21 protein-coding genes and 1 pseudogene are annotated in these 19783 nt (G+C 54.4%); 10 read left to right on the forward strand and 12 right to left on the reverse strand.

What is annotated here, in order from left to right; translation table 11 throughout:
• Positions 1–23: 23 nt before the first annotated feature.
• From RTX30_RS02060 to RTX30_RS02080, 5 genes and pseudogenes are all read left to right on the forward strand, one after another.
• Positions 24–460, forward strand: a pseudogene (locus tag RTX30_RS02060) (hypothetical protein).
• On the forward strand, positions 457–1020 hold the full coding sequence (locus RTX30_RS02065; protein ID WP_312686315.1) for a sigma-70 family RNA polymerase sigma factor: 564 nt from the start codon (positions 457–459) through the stop codon (positions 1018–1020). Before RTX30_RS02060 ends, RTX30_RS02065 begins: the two are co-directional and overlap by 4 nt.
• Complete coding sequence (locus RTX30_RS02070) at positions 998–1342, forward strand: hypothetical protein (RefSeq protein WP_312686316.1); 345 nt, start codon at positions 998–1000, stop codon at positions 1340–1342. Before RTX30_RS02065 ends, RTX30_RS02070 begins: the two co-directional genes overlap by 23 nt.
• A 76-nt stretch (positions 1343–1418) precedes the next feature.
• Positions 1419–2690: an ATP-binding protein gene (locus RTX30_RS02075; protein WP_312686318.1), complete on the forward strand. Its 1272-nt coding sequence runs from the start codon at positions 1419–1421 to the stop codon at positions 2688–2690.
• A 10-nt stretch (positions 2691–2700) separates the two neighbouring features.
• On the forward strand, positions 2701–3339 hold the full coding sequence (locus RTX30_RS02080; protein ID WP_312686319.1) for a hypothetical protein: 639 nt from the start codon (positions 2701–2703) through the stop codon (positions 3337–3339).
• A 16-nt stretch (positions 3340–3355) separates the two neighbouring features.
• Here the strand turns inward: RTX30_RS02080 and RTX30_RS02085 are convergent, their stop codons facing one another.
• From RTX30_RS02085 to lysC, 3 genes are all read right to left on the reverse strand, one after another.
• Positions 3356–4657, reverse strand: a complete 1302-nt coding sequence (locus RTX30_RS02085; protein WP_312686321.1) for a glycoside hydrolase family 10 protein — start codon at positions 4655–4657, stop codon at positions 3356–3358.
• 7 nt (positions 4658–4664) lie between these two features.
• Positions 4665–4952, reverse strand: a complete 288-nt coding sequence (locus RTX30_RS02090; protein WP_312686323.1) for a VF530 family protein — start codon at positions 4950–4952, stop codon at positions 4665–4667.
• A gap of 91 nt (positions 4953–5043) precedes the next feature.
• Positions 5044–6405: a lysine-sensitive aspartokinase 3 gene (gene lysC / locus RTX30_RS02095; RefSeq protein ID WP_312686325.1), complete on the reverse strand. Its 1362-nt coding sequence runs from the start codon at positions 6403–6405 to the stop codon at positions 5044–5046.
• A gap of 653 nt (positions 6406–7058) precedes the next feature.
• Between lysC and RTX30_RS02100 the strand changes: the two genes are divergently transcribed.
• Both RTX30_RS02100 and RTX30_RS02105 read left to right on the forward strand, forming a co-directional pair.
• The gene (locus RTX30_RS02100) at positions 7059–8444 is read left to right on the forward strand and encodes a diaminobutyrate--2-oxoglutarate transaminase (RefSeq protein ID WP_312686327.1); all 1386 of its coding nucleotides are present in this window, start codon (positions 7059–7061) and stop codon (positions 8442–8444) included.
• A gap of 11 nt (positions 8445–8455) precedes the next feature.
• Positions 8456–9919: an aspartate aminotransferase family protein gene (locus RTX30_RS02105; protein WP_312686329.1), complete on the forward strand. Its 1464-nt coding sequence runs from the start codon at positions 8456–8458 to the stop codon at positions 9917–9919.
• A 546-nt stretch (positions 9920–10465) separates the two neighbouring features.
• Here the strand turns inward: RTX30_RS02105 and RTX30_RS02110 are convergent.
• From RTX30_RS02110 to RTX30_RS02130, 5 genes are read right to left on the reverse strand one after another with little or no spacing between them, the layout of a single operon-like run.
• Positions 10466–10813: a DUF4440 domain-containing protein gene (locus RTX30_RS02110; RefSeq protein WP_312686330.1), complete on the reverse strand. Its 348-nt coding sequence runs from the start codon at positions 10811–10813 to the stop codon at positions 10466–10468.
• A 50-nt stretch (positions 10814–10863) separates the two neighbouring features.
• On the reverse strand, positions 10864–11841 hold the full coding sequence (locus RTX30_RS02115) for a D-2-hydroxyacid dehydrogenase family protein (RefSeq protein WP_312686331.1): 978 nt from the start codon (positions 11839–11841) through the stop codon (positions 10864–10866).
• 29 nt (positions 11842–11870) lie between these two features.
• Positions 11871–12986, reverse strand: a complete 1116-nt coding sequence (locus RTX30_RS02120) for an endonuclease/exonuclease/phosphatase family protein (protein ID WP_312686333.1) — start codon at positions 12984–12986, stop codon at positions 11871–11873.
• Positions 12987–13005: 19 nt separating this feature from the next.
• Positions 13006–13569 (reverse strand): hypothetical protein, encoded by a 564-nt coding sequence (locus tag RTX30_RS02125; protein WP_312686334.1) that lies wholly within the window; start codon positions 13567–13569, stop codon positions 13006–13008.
• A complete protein-coding gene (locus RTX30_RS02130) occupies positions 13566–13937 on the reverse strand; it encodes a septal ring lytic transglycosylase RlpA family protein (protein ID WP_312686336.1) in 372 nt (123 codons plus the stop codon). The genes RTX30_RS02125 and RTX30_RS02130 overlap by 4 nt, the downstream gene beginning before the upstream one ends.
• A gap of 315 nt (positions 13938–14252) precedes the next feature.
• Here RTX30_RS02130 and RTX30_RS02135 point away from each other — a divergent pair, with 315 nt between their 5' ends.
• On the forward strand, positions 14253–14867 hold the full coding sequence (locus tag RTX30_RS02135; protein WP_312686338.1) for a hypothetical protein: 615 nt from the start codon (positions 14253–14255) through the stop codon (positions 14865–14867).
• 10 nt (positions 14868–14877) lie between these two features.
• On the opposite strand, the gene RTX30_RS02140 is transcribed toward RTX30_RS02135, so the two are convergent.
• The gene (locus tag RTX30_RS02140; protein ID WP_312686340.1) at positions 14878–15789 is read right to left on the reverse strand and encodes a LysR family transcriptional regulator; all 912 of its coding nucleotides are present in this window, start codon (positions 15787–15789) and stop codon (positions 14878–14880) included.
• 139 nt (positions 15790–15928) lie between these two features.
• Between RTX30_RS02140 and RTX30_RS02145 the strand changes: the two genes are divergently transcribed.
• The gene (locus tag RTX30_RS02145; protein WP_312686342.1) at positions 15929–17332 is read left to right on the forward strand and encodes an MFS transporter; all 1404 of its coding nucleotides are present in this window, start codon (positions 15929–15931) and stop codon (positions 17330–17332) included.
• A gap of 17 nt (positions 17333–17349) precedes the next feature.
• Here the strand turns inward: RTX30_RS02145 and RTX30_RS02150 are convergent, their stop codons facing one another.
• Positions 17350–17958, reverse strand: coding sequence for a class I SAM-dependent methyltransferase (locus RTX30_RS02150; protein ID WP_312686345.1), 609 nt, complete (start codon positions 17956–17958; stop codon positions 17350–17352).
• 100 nt (positions 17959–18058) lie between these two features.
• Between RTX30_RS02150 and RTX30_RS02155 the strand changes: the two genes are divergently transcribed.
• The gene (locus RTX30_RS02155) at positions 18059–18670 is read left to right on the forward strand and encodes a GIY-YIG nuclease family protein (protein WP_312686347.1); all 612 of its coding nucleotides are present in this window, start codon (positions 18059–18061) and stop codon (positions 18668–18670) included.
• A gap of 13 nt (positions 18671–18683) precedes the next feature.
• Here the strand turns inward: RTX30_RS02155 and RTX30_RS02160 are convergent, their stop codons facing one another.
• Both RTX30_RS02160 and RTX30_RS02165 read right to left on the reverse strand, forming a co-directional pair.
• Positions 18684–19226, reverse strand: coding sequence for an NUDIX hydrolase (locus RTX30_RS02160; protein WP_312686349.1), 543 nt, complete (start codon positions 19224–19226; stop codon positions 18684–18686).
• 52 nt (positions 19227–19278) lie between these two features.
• Positions 19279–19749, reverse strand: a complete 471-nt coding sequence (locus RTX30_RS02165; RefSeq protein ID WP_312686351.1) for a GNAT family N-acetyltransferase — start codon at positions 19747–19749, stop codon at positions 19279–19281.
• Between the last annotated feature and the right edge of the window lie 34 nt (positions 19750–19783).

Below are 19783 nucleotides of genomic sequence, written 5' to 3' on the forward strand. Positions count from 1 at the left end.
TTTTTGTTATGAGGTAAATGAAGATGAGAGAGTTTGACATGCGCGAAGGTCGTCACGGCCACGGTTTTGGTGGTCACCGGATGGTGAAACCCGTGATTATGGGCCTGTATTTCTGGTCGTACTTGGCCTGCTGGTAATGTCGCTGTGGAATGCATTGCTTCCGGCCATACTGGGCGTAAAAAGCATCGGTTTCTGGCAGGCGTTAGGTTTACTGGTGCTGTGCCGCATCCTTTTTGGCGGTCTGGGATTCCGGCCCGGGATGTTTGGTATGCGCCGCCGGATGCATGAGCGCTGGATGCAAATGACGCCTGAACAGCGAGAAGAGTTTGTTCGCGCGCGCCGCGAAGGCTTTGGGCGGCATGGCCATCGCGGGCACTGTGGCTGGCACGGCTGGCAGGAAGAGAATGCCCCGCGCCCGCAGGAAGGAGAGCGCGAGCCTAAAACAACGGATCAACCATGAGTGCAACGAAACCCGGTGCGCCAGAGTCGTTGTTGATGTCAGCGATCGGCGCCTGTCGATCGCGACTGAATGCGTTCATCCGTCGGCGTACCGCGCGGGATGATGCCGACGATATCCTGCAGGAAGTGACCTATCAGTTAATGAAAGTGGAACAGCCGGTGGAAAATATCGCTGCCTGGCTGTTCCGCGCGGCGCGGAATGAAATTGTCGATCGCGGGCGTAAAAAAAAGGAACTGCCGTTTTCTGGTTTATTTGCCAGCGATGAGGAGGGCGATTTCCCGGAGGATGAACTGGCGGAAACGCTGTTTGGTACGCCGCAAACCCCGGAGGACGAGTACCTTAAAATCCTGCTTTGGGAGGAAGTCGCCGTAGCGTTAGAGGAACTGACCCCGGAGCAACGGGAGGTTTTCGAGAAAACGGAACTGGAAGGGTACAGCTATAAAGCGTTGTCAGCGGAGAGCGGCGTGAGTGTGCAGACACTGTTATCACGTAAACATAAAGCAGTGCTCTATTTGCGCAGCCGGTTGCGCTCTGTTTATGATTCTCTCACCGACGAATGAACAGGGTGCCCTGACGGTGACGGATGACGATCTCAACACACTACTGAAAGATAAGACCGATTATCGCAAACGGCTGCATCTGGTTACGTTGTTGCGCGGGGAGGAGAGTGCGCGAAGTTCCGCGGCTCTGGTCTACCTGGCGCAGCATGATTTTGTTTATCAGGTGCGGATCGCGGCATGGCGCGTTGCGCAGGAACGAAATATCGCCTGCACCATGCCGCAGCCCCGCCCGCGCTATGCCATCATGCTGGAAAAAACACTGGAGCGGGTTAAACGCCTGTTCAAAGCTGCCGCTGATTTCAGTTTAAATTGGCTGCCTTAGCCTCTCTGTCTCACGTTTTGCATGAGAAAACGTGACGATTAGGTGATAACATCTTGTTTTCGTGAGGAGGCGAGCAATGTTAAAACATCTTATGCTTACCGGGGTTGGCCCCGCGACAACGTTTGGGCCAGTGGAATTTTCGCCACGGCTCAATTTCATCACTGGCGATAATGGCCTGGGTAAAAGTTTTCTTCTCGATATTGCATGGTCTTCTCTGACACGGACCTGGGCTCGCAATAGCCAGGCTGTTCCGTTTCCTGGCGTGAAAAAATCGACTATCTCCTACAGCTACAGCAAAACGACCACCGGTCACGTTGAAGAAAAAATCAGTTTCCGTAAAGAAGATCAGAGCTGGCAATGGCCCCTTAAGAAGGGACGACCGGCGATCCCCGGCGTGGTGATTTATGCCGGCGTTGATGGCAGCTTCAGCGTGTGGGATCCCAGCCGTAACTATTGGCAGGATGATGAGGCAAGCTCCCGTGCCCGCTCTTTTGATTTCTCTCCCAAACAAGTGTGGGAGGGGCTTAATGGGCCGGATGGCATGACATACTGCAATGGACTGATCAGCGACTGGGTTCTGTGGCAAAGTCGTTCCGATCCGGCTTTTAATGATCTGATCAAAGTGTTGAGCGTGCTTTCGCCTTCCGCTACCGAGCAGTTAACGCCGGGCGATCCGGTGCGGTTTGGGTTTGATGTTAAAGAGTATCCTTCCCTGCGTATGCCTTACGGTCAGGATGTGGCCTTATTAAATGCCTCAGCCGGCATGCGCCGGATTGCTGCACTGGCTTATCTGCTGGTGTGGACATGGAAAGAGCATTTGCTGGCAAGTGAACGAACCGGACGTAATAAAGCCAAAGAAGTGATCTTCCTGATTGACGAAATTGAGTGCCATCTGCACCCGCAATGGCAGCGTCGCGTGGTACCGGCATTACTGGAAGTTATGCAGGCCTTAACCGGCAAAAAGGTGGCGGTGCAGTTAATTGTTGCTACCCACTCGCCGTTGGTGCTGGCTTCGGTTGAACCTACTTTTGATGAGAGTCTGGATAAAGTATTCAACATCAAACTTGAAAATAACGAAGCCAAAATCAGCGAAGAGGCATGGGCAAAACAGGGAGATGTGGCGAACTGGCTGGTTTCTGATGTATTTGGTCTGCAGCAGGCCCGCTCGGTGGAAGCAGAGCAAGCGATTGAAGCTGCAGAGGCCTTAATGCGTGGCGACATGGATGCCCTGCCAGAAGGTCTGCGTTCGAAAGAGGCGATCAATAAGGCATTGAAACGGGTGTTGGCCGGGCATGATGATTTTTGGCCCCGCTGGCTGGTAGAAACCAGACAAGTACCCGGAACCTGAGCCGCCCATCATGATAAAAATTGATCGTTCAGCGTTTGATGAACCCGACAATTTTGACGAAAAATGTCGCCAGAAAGGTGCGCAGTGGCTGCTGGATCATCCGAAGGCGAGCCGCCCTAAGGGTAATCGCAGACCGAAAGATTTCTGGTCACCCTTTAAAGGCGCGCTGGCAACGGCGTCGAAAGATTTATGCGCTTACGGCGCGATGTATGAACCCGCGGGCACGGTCGATCATTTTGATTCGGTGGATAACAACGAATCACTGGCCTATGAATGGACTAACTATCGGTTCTCCTCCGGCTGGATTAACAGCAGTAAAAACAAAGCGACGACAATCCTCGACCCGTTTATTGTTGAAGACGGCTGGTTTGAGATCCTGCTTCCTTCATTGCAGTTGGTGACCGTGCCTGCGAACATTCCGGAGCAGTACAAGCAGATAGCCGAGGCTACGTTGACACGGCTCCACTTACGTGACGACGAACGCGTGATCCGCCAGCGCAGGAAGTGGCTGGCAATGTTTCAAAGCAATAAGCTCACGCTTGATGGTCTGCATGAAATGGCCCCACTCATTGCCCGGGCGGTGGAAAAACAGCGCCAGCAGCAACAACTGGCGCAAACGGTGGAAATACCCGCCGAAGAGGGCGGTTAACTGCCGCTAATACGCATTAACCGCCCCAGCGGCTTTTGAGGTAGTTGACGGCTTGCTGTGTTTGCGGCTGATTGAGGAAATCCTCACGGAACAGAATCGTGCCGCTGATTTGCGGCACCGACTCGTTAAGATCGAGTTGTTTTTTCAGCTCAGGCACGCCGCCCTGTACTGTCCAGTCAGGCTCTTTGGTCGAGGGTTCCCCCACTTTATACAACGCCACGCCAATATAGAGGCGGGTTCTGGTCGGTTTGACCACCTCTGACCACCACTTCGCCAGCACATCGTAACGGGCGGCATCACGCGAAAAAGGCCAGTACAATTGGGGCGCAATGTAATCCAGCAACCCCATTTGCACCCAGCGGCGCGTATCGGCATAGGATTCATCATATGCCGCTGCGCCGCGCGTATCGGAACCGGCGGGATCGAAAGAGCGGTTACGCCATACCCCCGCCGGACTGACACCAAATTCCACGTTCGGATTGAGTTGTTTAATTGTCCGCGACACCTGTTCAATCAACTGTTGGGTATTGTTACGCCGCCAGTCTGCTTTTGAGGCAAATCCCTGCCCATATTGGCGGAACGTATTGTTGTCGTTCAGCTTTGATCCCGGCGTTTCTGTATAGAAGTAATCATCGAATTGCACGCCATCCACCGGATATCGCGACACCACCTCAGCAACGATACTGGTGATCCAGTCCCGTGCTTCAGGAATGCCCGGGTCGAGCACCAGCCTGTCGCCCGCGGTGCGGATCCAGTCGCGGTGCAGGACATACACACTGGCCGGATGCAGCGACAATGTCCGGTTCAGTTCCGCAAGCGTGGAGGGTTTGATGTTGACGGCAACCCGGTAAGGATTAAACCAGGCATGCACTTTCATGCCACGTTTGTGGGCTTCATCAAGCATAAATTGCAGCGGATCATAGCCTGGATCTTCGCCAATCCTGCCTGTCATCATATCTGACCACGGCAAAATTTTTGATGACCACAGCGCCGTACCGTCCGGCTTGACCTGGAAAAAGACAGTGTTAATGCCGAGTGCCTGCAGTTTATCCAGCTTCTGTTTGAGTGCTTGTTGTTGCAGGTTAATACGCACGGCAGCGCTGCAGCCATTGACCGAAGCCAGCGGCGGCCAGTCCAGACGGGAAACCGTTGTCAGCCAGACGCCGCGCACGGGTTGCTGGCTTTTTTGCGCCTGCGTGGGGAGCGGCTGTTTGGCAACCGGTGGCAGGGGCGTCACAAGCGAGTGGGGTGGTCTGGAGGTGCAACTGGCGAGGAAAAGCGCAGTGGCAATCAGCACGCCTGACTTTTGTAGCGACATCGGAGTATTAGTCCTTAATAGCGCGACTATGGATCCACGGGTTAAAGGTGGCGTCATCCGTTTTTGCCGGCGCCGGGTCCGCCAGCGAGTCAAGATACAGCGCTTCGACTTCGGCGCGCGCCCAGGGCGTCCGTCGCAAAAACTTCAGACTGGATTTAACGCTTGGATCGTTTTTAAAGCAATTGATATTGATGCGTTTACCCAGTTCCTGCCAGCCATAACGGGCAACCAGCGCGTTGACTTGCATTTCGAGGGTCACGCCGTGCAAGGGATCATTTGAGTGATGAGCGGCCATGTTGGCTCCAATAATATGCGTTCTGCGCTGGCAGCTTAGCGCGGCTGGCCCGTGCGGGCGAGCAGTAAAACCACTCGCCCGGAAGTCGCCGTTATTCGAACAGGCTGTGATGCAACGTTTTGACGGCGCTGTCGGCCGCGTCTGCGGGGAGCAGCACGCAGAGATTGTGATGAGATGCACCATGGCAAATCATCCGCACCGGGTGTTGCGCCAGTTCAGAGAAGACACTCTGACACACGCCGGAGGCCTGCGAGAGCGTATTACCGATCAGCGTCACCAGTGCCAGCCCGGTTTCTACCTCGACACAGCAGTGCGAAGATAATTCGGTGAGCAGCGAGGTGGTTAAGGTATCGGCTTCACCTGAGGTGGCGCTGGTGGCGTTGAGGATCAGGGCAATACTGGTTTCCGAGGTGGTCACCAGATCCATCGCCACATGGTGGCGCGACAGGATGGTGAACATTTCAGCCAGGAAAACATGCGCAGGCTGGGTATGCGGGCTGCGTAATTTTAACAGCGTCTGATGACGGCGAACGGCCAGCGCGCGGTACAGCGGCGGGTTATCGGCGTCGCGACAGACCAGCGTTCCGCCCGCCGCAGGATTTTTGCTGGAGCCGACAAACACCGGGATATTCTGGCGCATGGCAGGCAGTAAGGTCGCCGGGTGCAACACTTTGGCACCAAAGGTCGCCATTTCACTGGCTTCTGAAAATGAGATCCTGTCGATACGCTGCGCCTGTGGAACGATCCGTGGGTCGGTGGTAAAAATACCTGCCACATCGGTCCAGATATCAACCCGCGCTGCCTGCAATGCTTCGCCGAGCAGGGAGGCGGTGTAATCGCTGCCGCCACGACCGAGCGTGGTGGTATGCCCCTTTGCATCGCTGCCAATAAATCCCTGGGTGATCACCAACGCATGGTCGGTGCGCGGGCGCAGCTGTTTTTCCGCCAGTTGCGCAATGGCGAGAATTTCGGGTTGTGCGCAACCGTAACCATCGTCAGTGCGGATCACTTTTCGGGCATCGAACCATTCGGTTTCTACGCCGCGTTCTCGCAGCACTTCTACAAACAACAGGGATGACATCAGTTCGCCGTGGCTGACCAGCGCATCGCTGAGCGCTGTCGACGGGGCATTAAATGCGGTTTCTGCAAGGCGGCTGATGTTGTCGATCAGATGATCGATCTCTTCGCCAATCGCCGCAGGCTGTTGCAGGCGAGAGATGATGTTGTACTGGATGGTGCGCAGGGTTTCAATCTTGTCCAGTCGGTCGCGACTTTCCAGACCTGAAGCGAGTTCTACTAACAGATTCGTGACGCCAGCGGAGGCAGACAGGACAACCAGACGAACAGCGTTATCAGCAAGGATAAGGTTGGCGCTACGGCTCATCGCGTCAAAATCAGCAACACTGGTGCCGCCAAATTTGGCAACGACGATAGGGGAATAAATGCGTGTCATAACAATCTCATATCAGGGCGCCATCAGGGGATGGCATGAAAATTTTCATTCTCGGCATAAGGGAAGGTACCCGGCGGGAGAGGATCTCCACGTACCCGGCGGCCTGCGCCTTACGAAATGTCCGCCCGCGAACATTTCTGATTACAACCCAGAAGCTGGCTTCTGTTGTCGGTAGCCTGTCTTGCCTCTCACAAGTTACCGGGTGTGATGCACGTTAGTGGTTTATAATTTTGTGATTCCTTGTCTCATGAGCAGCGTTTTTTTACCCGTTGCGCCTTACGGGGAATTTTTCCGCGGGCATAGTAAGTGATTTAACCCGCCGGATCGATATATTCCTTTAGGTTTGACTTAAGCCGATTGTAAATTCACATAATTAAAACACCATCGACATAAAAAATGATGCGAATCATGATGTTGTTTACAATTCATTCACTGCAAAGCGCGTAACAGAAATGGTTACAATTCCTGCATCGCGGAAAATTGCCTGGAATATATTTTTCCTTTTGATTTTAAAGGGAAAAGACCTAAAAAAGCCCGCGAAAATAAAATATTGAGTCCGCTGCTAAAACAACATATATTAGCCGCGATTTTTATAACCCCCTTAAACCTTTATTCAACCCGGTGTTAAACCTATCCGCGGTTGTAGGAGTGATATGATGACGGATAAAGTCCGTATTGATACTTTGAACGCTAATTCATTACCGCAACGCAATGAAACCTTCTTAGCAAGACAAGCCGAGTTTGAATCCAATGTCAGGAGTTATCCGCGCAAATTGCCGCTGGCGATCGCCAAAGCGCAGGGCGTTTGGATCACTGATGTTGAAAATAATCAATATCTTGATTGCCTGGCAGGCGCCGGAACGCTGGCGCTGGGTCATAACCATCCCGAAGTGCTTCAAAGCATTCAAAGTGTCATTACCAGTGGCTTACCGTTACATACGCTCGATCTGACCACGCCGTTAAAAGATGAGTTTTCTGCTTATCTGCTGTCGCTGTTGCCGGGTGAAGGCAAAGAGTATTGCCTGCAATTTACCGGTCCTTCCGGTGCCGACGCCGTTGAAGCCGCGCTGAAACTGGCGAAAAAAGTAACCGGCCGCTCCGGGGTAATCAGCTTCTCTGGCGGTTATCACGGTATGACGCATGGCGCGCTTTCCGTGACCGGCAACCTGTCGCCGAAAGAGGCTGTTAACGGCATGATGCCAGAAGTGCAGTTTATGCCGTACCCGCATCAGTACCGCTGCCCGCTGGGTATTGGCGGTGAAGCTGGCGTTAAAGCATTAACCTATTATTTCGAAAACCTGATCAACGACGTTGAAAGCGGCGTTCGTAAACCGGCTGCTGTTATTCTTGAAGCGGTGCAGGGTGAGGGCGGGGTGAACCCGGCGCCGGCAGAGTGGCTGCAACGCATCCGCAAAGTGACGCAGGAGCATGGCATTCTGCTGATCATCGACGAAGTGCAGGCCGGCTTTGCCCGTACCGGTAAGCTGTTTGCCTTTGAACACGCCGGGATTGAGCCAGACATTATTGTGATGTCGAAAGCGGTTGGCGGTGGTTTACCGCTGGCAGTACTGGGCATTAAGAAGCAGTTTGATGCCTGGGCACCGGGTCATCACACCGGGACTTTCCGCGGCAACCAGCTGGCGATGGCGACGGGCCTGACCACACTGAAGATCCTGAAAGACGATCGTATTGCCGACAAAGTGGCCGTACAGGGCGAGTGGCTGAAAGCGAAACTGGCTGAACTGCAAAAACGTTACCCGGTTATCGGTCACGTACGCGGTCTTGGTTTGATGATTGGTATTGAAATCGTTAAGCCGAATGAAGCGCAGGATCATATGGGTTGTTTCCCGGCGGATGGCGAACTCTCTGCGCTGTTGCAGAAAAAATGCTTTGAAGCGGGTCTGATCCTGGAACGCGGTGGTCGCAACGGTTGTGTGCTGCGTCTGCTGCCATCCTTGCTGATCAGCAATGCCGAACTGGAAATTTTCCTCGACAAGTTCGAAAGCGCGATGCTGGCTGCCGGCGTTAAACCTGTTTAATCGGAGTAGACATGTCTGATTTAAATCCGATTCTGTCAGGATCAGCGCCAAGTATTGCCGCCTACCAGGATGCAATCGCGCAAAGCACCAAAGCCGTTGTGCAATGGTTGCAGCAACCTGAAATGTATCAGGGCAAGACCGTTGAGCAACTGCGCGAGCGCATTCAGCTGGAATTCACCGCGCAGGGCCTGGGTAACCAGGCCGCCATTGAGCGTGCCGTTGAATATTTCCTGAAAGACAGTCTTTCTGTTCACCATCCACAATGTGTGGCTCACCTGCATTGCCCGAGCCTGGTGATCAGTCAGGCGGCGGAAGTGTTGATCAACGCTACCAACCAGAGCATGGATTCGTGGGATCAAAGTCCGTCTGCAACGATCATTGAGATCAAATTGATCGAATGGCTGCGCGAGCAGGTTGGTTATCAGGCGGGCGATGCCGGTGTCTTTACCAGCGGCGGTACGCAGAGCAACCTGATGGGCCTGATGCTGGCGCGCGATGCGTTTTTTGCCCGTCAGGGTCATTCGGTTCAGCAGCACGGTCTGACCGGTAATCTCAGCAAAATCAAAGTGCTGTGTTCTGAGAATGCCCATTTCTCAGTGCAAAAGAACATGGCGCTGATGGGGCTGGGCTACCAGTCGGTTACGCTGGTGAAAACCGATGCGGTTTCGCGTATGGATCTGAACGACCTGCGTGAGAAACTGGCGCAGGCGAAAGCCAACGGCGAACACGTGATGGCGATTGTCGCGACGGCAGGCACTACCGACGCAGGCGCGATCGATCCCCTGGCGGAGATCGCGGCGCTGGCGGCGGAACAGCAAATCTGGATGCACGTCGATGCAGCATGGGGCGGTGCGCTGCTGCTCTCTGAGAAGTATCGCCACTATCTGAACGGCCTTGAGCTGGCGGATTCCGTGACGCTGGACTTCCACAAGCAGTTCTTCCAGACCATTAGCTGCGGCGCATTCCTGTTAAAAGATGCCCGTCATTACCAACTGATGCGTTACCAGGCTGCCTACCTGAACTCTGACTTTGACGAAGAGCATGGTGTGCCAAATCTGGTGTCGAAGTCACTGCAAACAACGCGTCGTTTTGATGCCCTGAAATTGTGGATGGGTCTTGAAGCATTGGGTAAAAAGCAGTACGCCGAAATCATCGATAATGGCGTGACGCTGGCCCGGCAGGTGGCGCAGTTTGTTGAACAACAACCGCAGCTGGAATTGGTGATGCAACCGCAACTGGCCAGTGTGCTGTTCCGTTTCCAGCCAGGAAATGCAGACACTGCAGCAATTGCGTTGTTGAACCAGCGGATTGGCGATGCGTTGCTGGCTTCTGGCGCGGCGAACGTGGGCGTGACCGAAGCCGACGGCGTGACCTGTCTGAAGCTGACGCTGTTGAACCCGACGGTAAACCTTGAAGATGTGAAGATCCTGCTGGCAAGCGTCGAAGCCTGTGCGCAGGAATTACTGAACGCGTAATTCACGCGAAGGTGTTCAAAAGCCGACAGCTCATGCCGTCGGCTTTTTTTATGCCCAGTGAAAGTGCAGGGGGCCGGGTCAGTTCGTGCAAGGATAAATCAACATTGCGAGCCAGTGTGTCGTGGCTCTTCTTGCTGGCAATCTCGATAGCCGCATGCTAATCGCCACGGAGTCACAGATGGATTTGCACCGGAATAGTCGGGGCAATCGAACGGCGCCGGCTTCTCTGAACAGGCGTGGCTCTGGAAACAGCGACCCTTTGCAAACGTATTTCGCCAGACCCGGAGCTGCGGGGCCGCAATAAAATCGCAGGGCTTTCCCACAAGAAAGCTGTAAAGAAAGCGGCAGTATTAACCCGAACGGGGTGGGTGCTGAGACAGGGAAATCTGCGGATCGGCTAGCAAGGCCATGCAAAGACAGAGAGACTGCGCATTCAGATATGCCATTTAACATAATATACATTATGCGCACTAATGTGGATTGACGCACAATCCGGGGTCCGGTGGCCATCAATCTGCTGGTCACCATGTGCAGTAATCTGTTGATTTACGCCCCGACTGGCGTTCCTTGATGAAACCGCATTTGCCACACATCGTCATCACTCTTCACCCATAAGGATGTCCGCCATGTCTGACTGAATATGTCGCCTCGCTCGTCGACGCGGAAGCTTCGGTACGTCAACAACACGCTCGTTGCACTCAGCTCGGACAATGCGAAATCTGTGCTGTGAATATGCTGGTCATTATCTTCTGCGATGAGCGCGTCGATCACTTGCTGCCTGTCATAGCGTTTTCCTGAGCGGCCGATTTCAAAAAACTCGCGGTGCAATATTTTACTGAGTATGTCGTCCCGGCGACGTGTTTCCAGCCGGTGCAACTGCTGCTCACATTGCATCAGCCGATCCCGTAAATTTAATCTGGTGCTCAACGCGCTTACTCCCTGGTTCACTGATGTTGATGAATCGCCGCGGGATTGATCACCTGTGTCATGTCGCCGGCAAAAAATCGTTCAATATTGCGGAATGCCGTTTCGAAATATAACGTGTAGCTTTCCTGCTCCACATAGCCCAGGTGTGGCGTGCACAACACATTCGGCAGCTGTAATAAAGGATGCGTCGGATCGTAAACAGGCTCCTGCTCAAAGACATCCAGCGCGGCAAAACCAGGCCTGCCACTCTGCAATGCTTTATATAGCGCTCCTGGCGCAACCAGTTCCGCCCGGCTGGTATTGACAAATAACGCGTCCGTTTTCATCAGTGACAGGTCCGCTAACGTAATATTCGCCTCTGTGGCGGCGACCAAACGCTGATGAATAGTGACAACGTCACTTGTAGCAAAGAAGCACTCGCGGCTCGTGGGCACGGCAAAACCATCCTGCCTCGCCTCCTCCTGTGCCCGTTCACTGCCCCAAACCTGCACCTGCATGCCGAATGCTTTCGCATAAGAAGCAATGAGCTTGCCGATTTTGCCGTAACCGAGAATACCCAGGGATTGTTTATGCACGCAGCGCCCCAGCTCAGCCTGCCACTGGCCCGCACGCATGGCGTCCACCGCAGCAATGAACTTCCTGCGGGACGCCATGATCAACAACCAGGTTAATTCGGCAGGTGCAACCGGCGACCCGACGCCTTCAACCACCGCCACCCCGGCGCGGGTACAGGCGTCAATATCAATATTGCGCGCCACTTTACCCGTCTGGCTGATTAACCGGAGTTGCGGCATGGTCTGCAGGAACGCCGCATCCACTTGCGTGCGTTCACGAATCAATATTAGCGCCTGCGCTGTGGGGAGTACGTGGGCTGCTCTGGGATCGTGATTCAGGTCGTCCAGCACCGAAAAATGGTAATTTCCGCTGTCTTGCAGGCAGGGAATATTTACTGTAACGCATTGATAATCATCAGGAACACAAACGTGAATCGTCATACACATTCCATCTTTAGGTTACGGCTGATTCAGAGGTCCAGTTCCACCCACACCGCGGCATGATCGGACCCTGCATTAACCGGTTTTTTCAGTTCCGGGTAAGTTTCCCACTTGGCCGGTCGCACGCCGGGCCACATCCCTTTACGAAAGACGCCGCCTTGCTTCACCTTTTTCCATAACGCTGGCGAGAGCAAAATATAGTCAATCTTGTTGTTCGCAGTGCAACTGCCCCAGGTTCCAGGGTAGCCGCCATTATCAAATGCGGGATGGGTAAAAATATCCTGTAAATCGGTGTCTTTCAGCAAGGGAGCCAGTGTAGTGCTGTCTGGCGTGTCATTAAAATCGCCCATAATGGCGATCAGCGCCTCGCCTTCTTTGCTGCGTTGCTGATAAATGGCTTTCACCCGTTCCGCTTGCGCTTTGCGCCTTGCATCAGAACTACTTTGCGTCCCAAAGCCTTTGCTTTTTAGGTGGTTAACCAGGATGTGAAGGGTTTCTCCGCTCTTCAGCGGGATGGCAAATTCCGGACAGTCACGGGAAAAGATCAGTGCGCCCGACCGATCTTTGTCGTCCACATGACTGCGGATGGTATCGATGGGAAATGCCCTGGCGGTCATCAACCCAACATCAATGCCCCGCTCATCATTGCCATCAATGACCATCACATGTTCGAAGGGTTTTCCGTTGCGTGCTGGCAGGATTTCATTGTTAAAGGCTTGCAGCGCCGGGCGGCTTTCTGCTTCGACGACTGCCAGAATATCCGCCTGCAGATCAATCATCACCTGGGCCGTTAATAGCATGGCGACTTCATCAACCGGTGCGGATCGTAGCTCCAGAGAACCAACCCAATCCGCGCGACCGTCTGCGATAATCCTGATGTCGCTGCCGTCTTGCGGACGGGTCAGAAGCTTGCCGCGATTGCGGCGTAAAATAACAAAGGGGCCGGTGTCGGACTTACGCAGTCCCAGTTCGTTCATCAACACCACCATTTTTTGCTTCATTTCGGCGGTGTAGGTCAACTCCCCGAGCAAGGCATTCAAAGCCGCGAATTTCTCCAGAATCGGCTTACCGGCAGACCAGTCCTGCTGGTTCATTGCTTTTGCACGATCAAATAAGTTCTCAACATTGTAAGAAGCCAGCCGCATACGCACCCTCCCCTTTATTTCACTTATCGCAGGATTGCACCGCCAGTGTGTTCTCCTGCCAGCCATAACATGTTGCTTTCAACACCGTCGGTTTAGCCTCATACAGCACCAGTAAACGCTGCCCGGAAGCGGAAATTTTCCAGCCAATCGTGGCGGCGGTTTTTTCCGCCAGCCGTTGCGGACGCTGCTTCTCATCCAGACCGTAAATATCCACCTGTTCTGCCGCTGCGCCAAATTGCAACGTCACGGCAAGCAACGGGCGATCATGCCAGCGCCACTCTTGCAACATCAGCAGCGACGGTGCCCAGGCATCCGGCCATGCAGTCGACCATACAGGCTGAATGTTGCCGTTAGTGTTTTTTTCATACAGCGCAAGATGTGAAGATCGGGCATCAATGGTGCCCTCTTCCCAGGCAACCCAACGCTGAGCGCCGTCGGCGTCGTTGTCTGCCTGGCTGAGATTACGCACCGGTGAAGCCATCAGTTGGTTGACCACATCCGGGGCTTTCTCCGCTGCCGGGCTGGCAAAAACAATCAGGCTAGTTAACGCGCCCGCTAAACGTAACATGTTCTTTTTATTCATTTTGATACCGGCCCCAGTGCAGAGTTAGGTGGCACAATAACAATGGATTGCAGGTTGATGATCCCTGCCGTTTTGTCCGTTATGGCACTGAGCGGCAGCCCGGTCAGCGTAGCGTAAGCCGCACGGCTTAAATCAAGGACACGCGCAATTGAACCATCACCGGCACCGCGATCGTTTACTTTGACGATCACGGCACGCCCCTGATAGGTCAGCTTGAGTTTGGTTCCCAGCGGCACATCACGCCAGCGTTCGCGGGGTAATAACGCTGCGGTAAACCCTGCATGTGTGTAAATATCACCACTTGCCGTCATTTTATTCACAAAATAGTCTGAATAGGTTGATGCCAGACCTGATACAGGAAGTCCCATTTTTTGCTCCGCAATGCCTTAAAAAAGTAACAAACACCTTTACTTAGCCGTTGCGCTGATAATACTCGCACTCGTTATTTCAGTGATAAATGTATCTGTCTGGGAAAATAAAAAAGTCTTCTATTCAGATTATTCTTAAGTGATTCCCCATATCGGAGGCCCGTTTTGCAGCTGCCCACAAAACGAGATGGCAACGCGGGTAAAAAATGAAATTCAGGTACCCATAACAGGTAGTATCGGAAGAAGGCGGTCCCTTTTATCGGTCTGTGATATTACACTGTTGCTTATTTACAGGACGTAACGGCGAACGCGACGATGAAAAACATTAAAAAAAGCCTCGTGCTCGGCATGATTGTCGACAAACAAAAACAGACAGATAACACCGATAAACTGGATTCGCTGCGCGATAGGTTACTGGATCGCGCTGGGGGGCCAGTAGGATTGCAGACCATGGCTCTGCCGCTCTCTGGCAGCACGCTATTTACACTGTTCAGTTATATGATGTGGCAGGTGCCGTTATGGACGCTGATATTCGCCTGGCAAGGCTGGCCGGAATACAAAGTTTTTGCCGGCATCTTACCGGCGGCGCTGGTGTATATCCTTATCACTTATGCCGCTACGCTATTCACGGCCAAAGGATATATTAGGGCGTTTAAGGTGTTTCTCATTATTACTACGCTCACCGCGTTGGGCTCGGTGGTAAACTTTATCGCGGCGGTTATTTCCTGGCTTCCGGCAACGGGAATTAATTATACCCACCTTGTTACTGCCGCACTGGGGCTTATTTTTAGTGTCTGTAGCGTGCTGTGTCTTAATTCCGCGATGTTTTACCGCACCATGGCTTTTTGCCTGCATAACCATCTCTGGCGCAGGCAAATCAACGCCGAACGGCGTAAAGAGCACCGCCCCGCCGTCACGCGCAAACGCTAAACCCTGTCTCTTATTGCGGCATCAGGCGGTGGCAGACATCACGTACAAACTGCCGCAACCAGCGCTGCGCGACATCGGCTTCGGTGCGCGGGTGCCACAATTGCGATACGGTGATGCCGGGGGTTTTTACCGGCAACTGAAAAACGTGAAAAGCGCTCGCGGCAGGCTGGTTAACCAGAAAAGAGGCCGGGATCAACGCCACCAGATCTGTAGATTGCGCCACGGAGAGCGCCGCAGGGAATCCTGGCACGGATGCAACAATCCGGCGTGTTAACCCCATTTCCGCCAGCCCTTCATCCACCGGGCCGCTGAGCAAGCCACGCCGCGACGCCACGACATGATCGTAAGCGACATAGTCTTGCGGCGTGACCGTTTTAATCTGCGCCAGTGGGTGCCCGTTTCTGACAATGCCGACAAACCGATCGCGGAACAGTGCCTGCAGGCGAATCTCTGGCCCCATCTCCCCCAGTACGCCAATTTCAAGATCAACAATGCCCTCGCGCAGCGGTTTGTCAGTTTTTTCAGGCTTTGGCAAAAAGCACAGCCGCACGCCGGGCGCAATGCGAGCCGCTTCAGCAATCAGGGCCGGGCCAAATGCCGCTACAAAGCCGTCGTTAGCGCGAATTGTAAACAGCTGTTCCAGCGTCGTGATATCCAGACTGGGCGGCGTCGGGCGCAGTAACGAACGCGCTTCAAAAAGTGCACTCTGCGTGCGGGCGCGAACCGCTTCGGCCCAGGGCGTTAACACCATATTGCGCCCTGCCCGCACTAACAATGGATCGCCGGTGGTTTCACGCAGGCGACTCAAGGTGCGGCTCATCGCCGAGGCGCTCAGGCCAAGCCGGCGAGCGGCGGCGGCAACGCTGCGTTCAGCCAGCAGCACATCAAGGGCAAACAGCAAATTAAGATCGGGTTCGTTCATAAGGTTATGTTTCTCGCCTGACGATTGAGAGGTGGCGTTTGCTGCAGGGTATAAATGCAATCGATGCGCCTTCCGCCTTATCTTGCGCGAAATTATAGTTATCGCAACACTTCACTTCTCTACACTCAGCGAGAAAACCATGACGTTATTCACCCACGAGCCTGGCGATGAAGGCTTACCCGGACGCGAACGCGCCCAGGCCATGCTCACCGTGATGATCAGCACCACTATGGCTGTTTTTGATGGTTCGATGGTTAACATTGCACTGCCGCAAATGGCGCATGCGTTGCAGGTCAGCGCGAGCGACGCCGTATGGGTCGCCAACGGTTACTTACTCTCTGCGGCAATGACACTGGCTATCTTCGCGGCGCTGGCAGCCCGCACCGGTTTCCGCGCGTTGTTTGCGGCCGGGCTGGCCCTCTTTACACTGGCATCGCTGGGCTGCGCACTCTCTGTTTCGTTACCGATGCTGGTCACCATGCGTTTGCTACAAGGCGTGGGCGGCGCAGCGACGCTCAGTATTGCGCCGGCGATCCTGCGTTCTGTATTTCCCCACCGGGTATTAGGCCGCATTCTGGGAATCAACGCGTTGTTGATTGCCTCGGTGACGGCACTCTCGCCGGTGCTTGCCGGCACGTTGCTGGCGACGCTGAGCTGGCCGTGGTTGTTTGCCATCAATATTCCGCTTGGTCTGGTTGCGCTGCTGCTGGCATTGCGTGTGATCCCGGGGCAGGCGAATGCTGTACGCGGAGAGTTTGATATTCCCGGCGCGGTGCTGTCGGCCATGATGCTGGGAGCGGTGATCATGACTTCCAGTGCCTTCGCACGCCCGGAACCGTTGCTTCATGCGGCCCTGTACGGCGCGATCGCTGCCGTCTGTGCGCTGGCCTTTATTCGTCGCCAACAACGTGCGCCGCACCCGCTGCTGCCGCTGACGCTGTTTGCCTCGGCGCGTTTTACGCTGGCGGCGTTAACTTCTCTGGCTTCCTTTGTCAGCCAGGGCATGACCTTTGTCGCCCTGCCGTTTCTGTTCCAGAGCGTTTATGGTTACAGTGCGTTCACCGCCGCACTGCTGTTCACGGCCTGGCCGGTGGGCATTATTCTCGTGGCGCCGCATGCCGGGCGTCTGGCCGATCGTTACCCCCCCGCCATTATCTCTACCGTGGGTTTAGGCCTGTTTGCCGCTGGGCTTTGCTTGCTGGCGCAGATGCCTGACCACCCGCAAATGTGGGACATCACGCTGCGCGGCCTGCTCTGTGGCGTTGGTTTTGGGTGTTTTCAAAGCCCGAATAACCGCGAAATGCTGGGCAATGTGCCGCGTGAACAAAGCGGCTATGCTTCGGGAGTGCTGGCGATTATGCGCACCTTTGGTCAGTCGCTGGGTACGGCATTGATTGGCGTGATCCTGTCGCTGACGACGCAATCAGCTACCCGTGCACAGGAGGCGCACGCGGTCAGCGTCGGATTATGGCTGGCGGCGGCCACCACCCTGCTGGCGATCCTCTTCAGCCTCAGTCGTATCCGCCAGTCGCGCGGGCAATAAATCCCTGTTGTCACCGCTCAGTGGGTGCGTTGAGCCAGCCAGACGGAATGGCCAGCGCACGCGGGATCGTTCAGTACGGCGTCCACAACGTCAAAACCTGCGGCCGTCAGCTGTGACCGGTACGCTTCTGGCGCCAGGCTGGCGTGAAACAAAGGTTCACCTTCAAACTGGCCCATCGCAATGCCATCGGCGGGGCCGCTGGTAAACATCAAGGCGCTCCCGGCATGGCTGTGGCGGGCAAAAATGTCGAACATCCCGCGTTGATCCTGCTGCGACAGATGGAAAAAACTGTCCCAGGCAATCAGGCCATCGAAGGTGTCGTTTAACGCCAGTTGCCGCATATCCTGTTGTAACCAGCGTTGATGAGGAAAACGGGCGCGAGCGCGTGCCAGCATGGCGCTGGCACCATCCACACCGGTTAATGTGAATCCCTGGGCAATAAAATATTCTGCGATGGGCTGGCCATTGCCGCAGCCGATATCAAGAATACTGCCCCTGTTGCCTATGATTGCGGTGAATTTATCCAGCCAGGGTTTTTCAAAAAGTGTACGCGAACGCTGGCGGGCAAACGCCTCCGCGTGGCGTTGATACAGCGAGAGGATCGCTTTGGCGGCAGGATGAGTCACAAACACCTCGTGTGTTGTCGGGTTTTCATCGTTGAATTAAAACGTTAAGTTAAAAAATATAACATTTATTGCCATTGATACAGGTTATGAAGGAACAATAATGGGGCGCAAGAAATATTACCTCTATGCACTGGAACTGGAAGATGGCTGTTATTACGTCGGCTCCACGACGTTTGTTGACAGGCGCTTTGCCCAGCATATGGCAGGAAAAGGTGCTGAATGGACGCGGCTGCATCGCCCTGTTCGGGTGCTGGAAACCGTGCCTGTTATGGTCGACAACATGTCGCAATTGGTGTGGCTGGAAACAGAAAAAACCCTCGACTACATGAAGCAATATGGCCATGCGCGCGTGCGAGGCGGCAAGCTGGTCGATGTCTCCGGCGAGTCGGAATATTTCTGGCGTTATCTGCGTAAAGCCGGGGTCGCCCCGACGATCCCGCAACTGATTATGTCGCATGGCACGCCCGCGCAGGTGCCGGACGATATGTGGAACCTGGTGCGGGTGACAAAAAACGATCCCTACCGCAAGATCACCTCGTTCTTTCAGTTACGCTATTTGCTGAAAGAACAAGGGTATGTGTTTGATTACTGGCCTTATGAAAGCGAAGCCGAGAATAAAGCGCTGGCGCGCTGGGTGCTGCGCGGTTACTCCCCGGCGTTTGCCTTCTTTATTAAAGAGCGACATAAAACGAAACCAGAACCCGGGGGGTAAACTGGCAAAGGCCTCAGGGGATCATTCCCTTCAGTTTTGCCAGTAACCACGCGGTGACTGAGGTGGCGTCGCTGATTTTACCGTCGCGAATAAGTGCTTCAAATTCGGCGAAAGGGATTTTACGGGCCGTCAGTCCGACCTCTTCCAAATCCAGATCCTGTTGCTCGTGAGTCAGCTCTTCGGCAAGGAAAATGTGATAACCCTGGCTGGAGTATCCTTGCGCCAGTTTTTGATAGCCGACCTGGGTCATTTTCCCGGCCACCAGCCCGGTTTCTTCTTTTAACTCTCCTGCGGCGACACGCCGCGGATCTTCATCTGGCGCGCACTCCCATGCCCCCTGTGGCAACTCAATGGTGCGTAACTGCAAGGGATAGCGGAATTGCTCCACCACAAAGACGCCGCCATCCTGCAGGGCAATAATCACCACAAAATCCGCTTTCTCGACAACCGAATAGACCCCTTCGTTACCGTCTGCCCGCAAAATGCGATCTTCGCGCAGGCGCATCCATCGATTACGGTAAATTTCTGTGGTCGTGAGCGTTTTAATCTCCGACATTGTGATTCTCCTGAAAATAACCCGCCTGGCACGTGTCAGGCGGGCACGCTATTTATAACTCGCACACCATCTCAAAACAGCGCAAATCGCTCTTCGCCATCGCCGAGCGGTGAAACGCCTCTTGAATCACCGTAAAACCGCGTTTTTGATAAAAGGTGCAGGCATTGGGTGTGGCGGAAAGCGTCAGACGGGTAAAATCGCGCTGGCGGGCTTCTTCTTTAAGCACGGCGATGATTTGGGTCGCCAGCCCTTTTCCACCCCACTGCGGCAGGGTAAAAATCGCCTCGATGCTGCGGGCGCCGAGATCAAGGTAGCCACTGGCGACTGGCTGGTTATTTGCGTCGACAGCCACATAAAACGGAAAACGCGCCACCTCGCTGCGATAGCCTTCCGGCATAGTATCGGGCGTCCATGCGGCAATCACTTCCGGGGCGTAAACCCCCTGGCAACCGTGGCGAATGGCGACATTGCGGATCTGCCAGAGGCTTTCGGCTTCTTCAGTTGTGGCCCGTCGGATGTGCATTGAGGCTCCTTATTGATTGGGGGTTTTTTCCCCT

The organism is Kosakonia sp. (assembly GCF_032052965.1).
Classification (GTDB): domain Bacteria; phylum Pseudomonadota; class Gammaproteobacteria; order Enterobacterales; family Enterobacteriaceae; genus Kosakonia.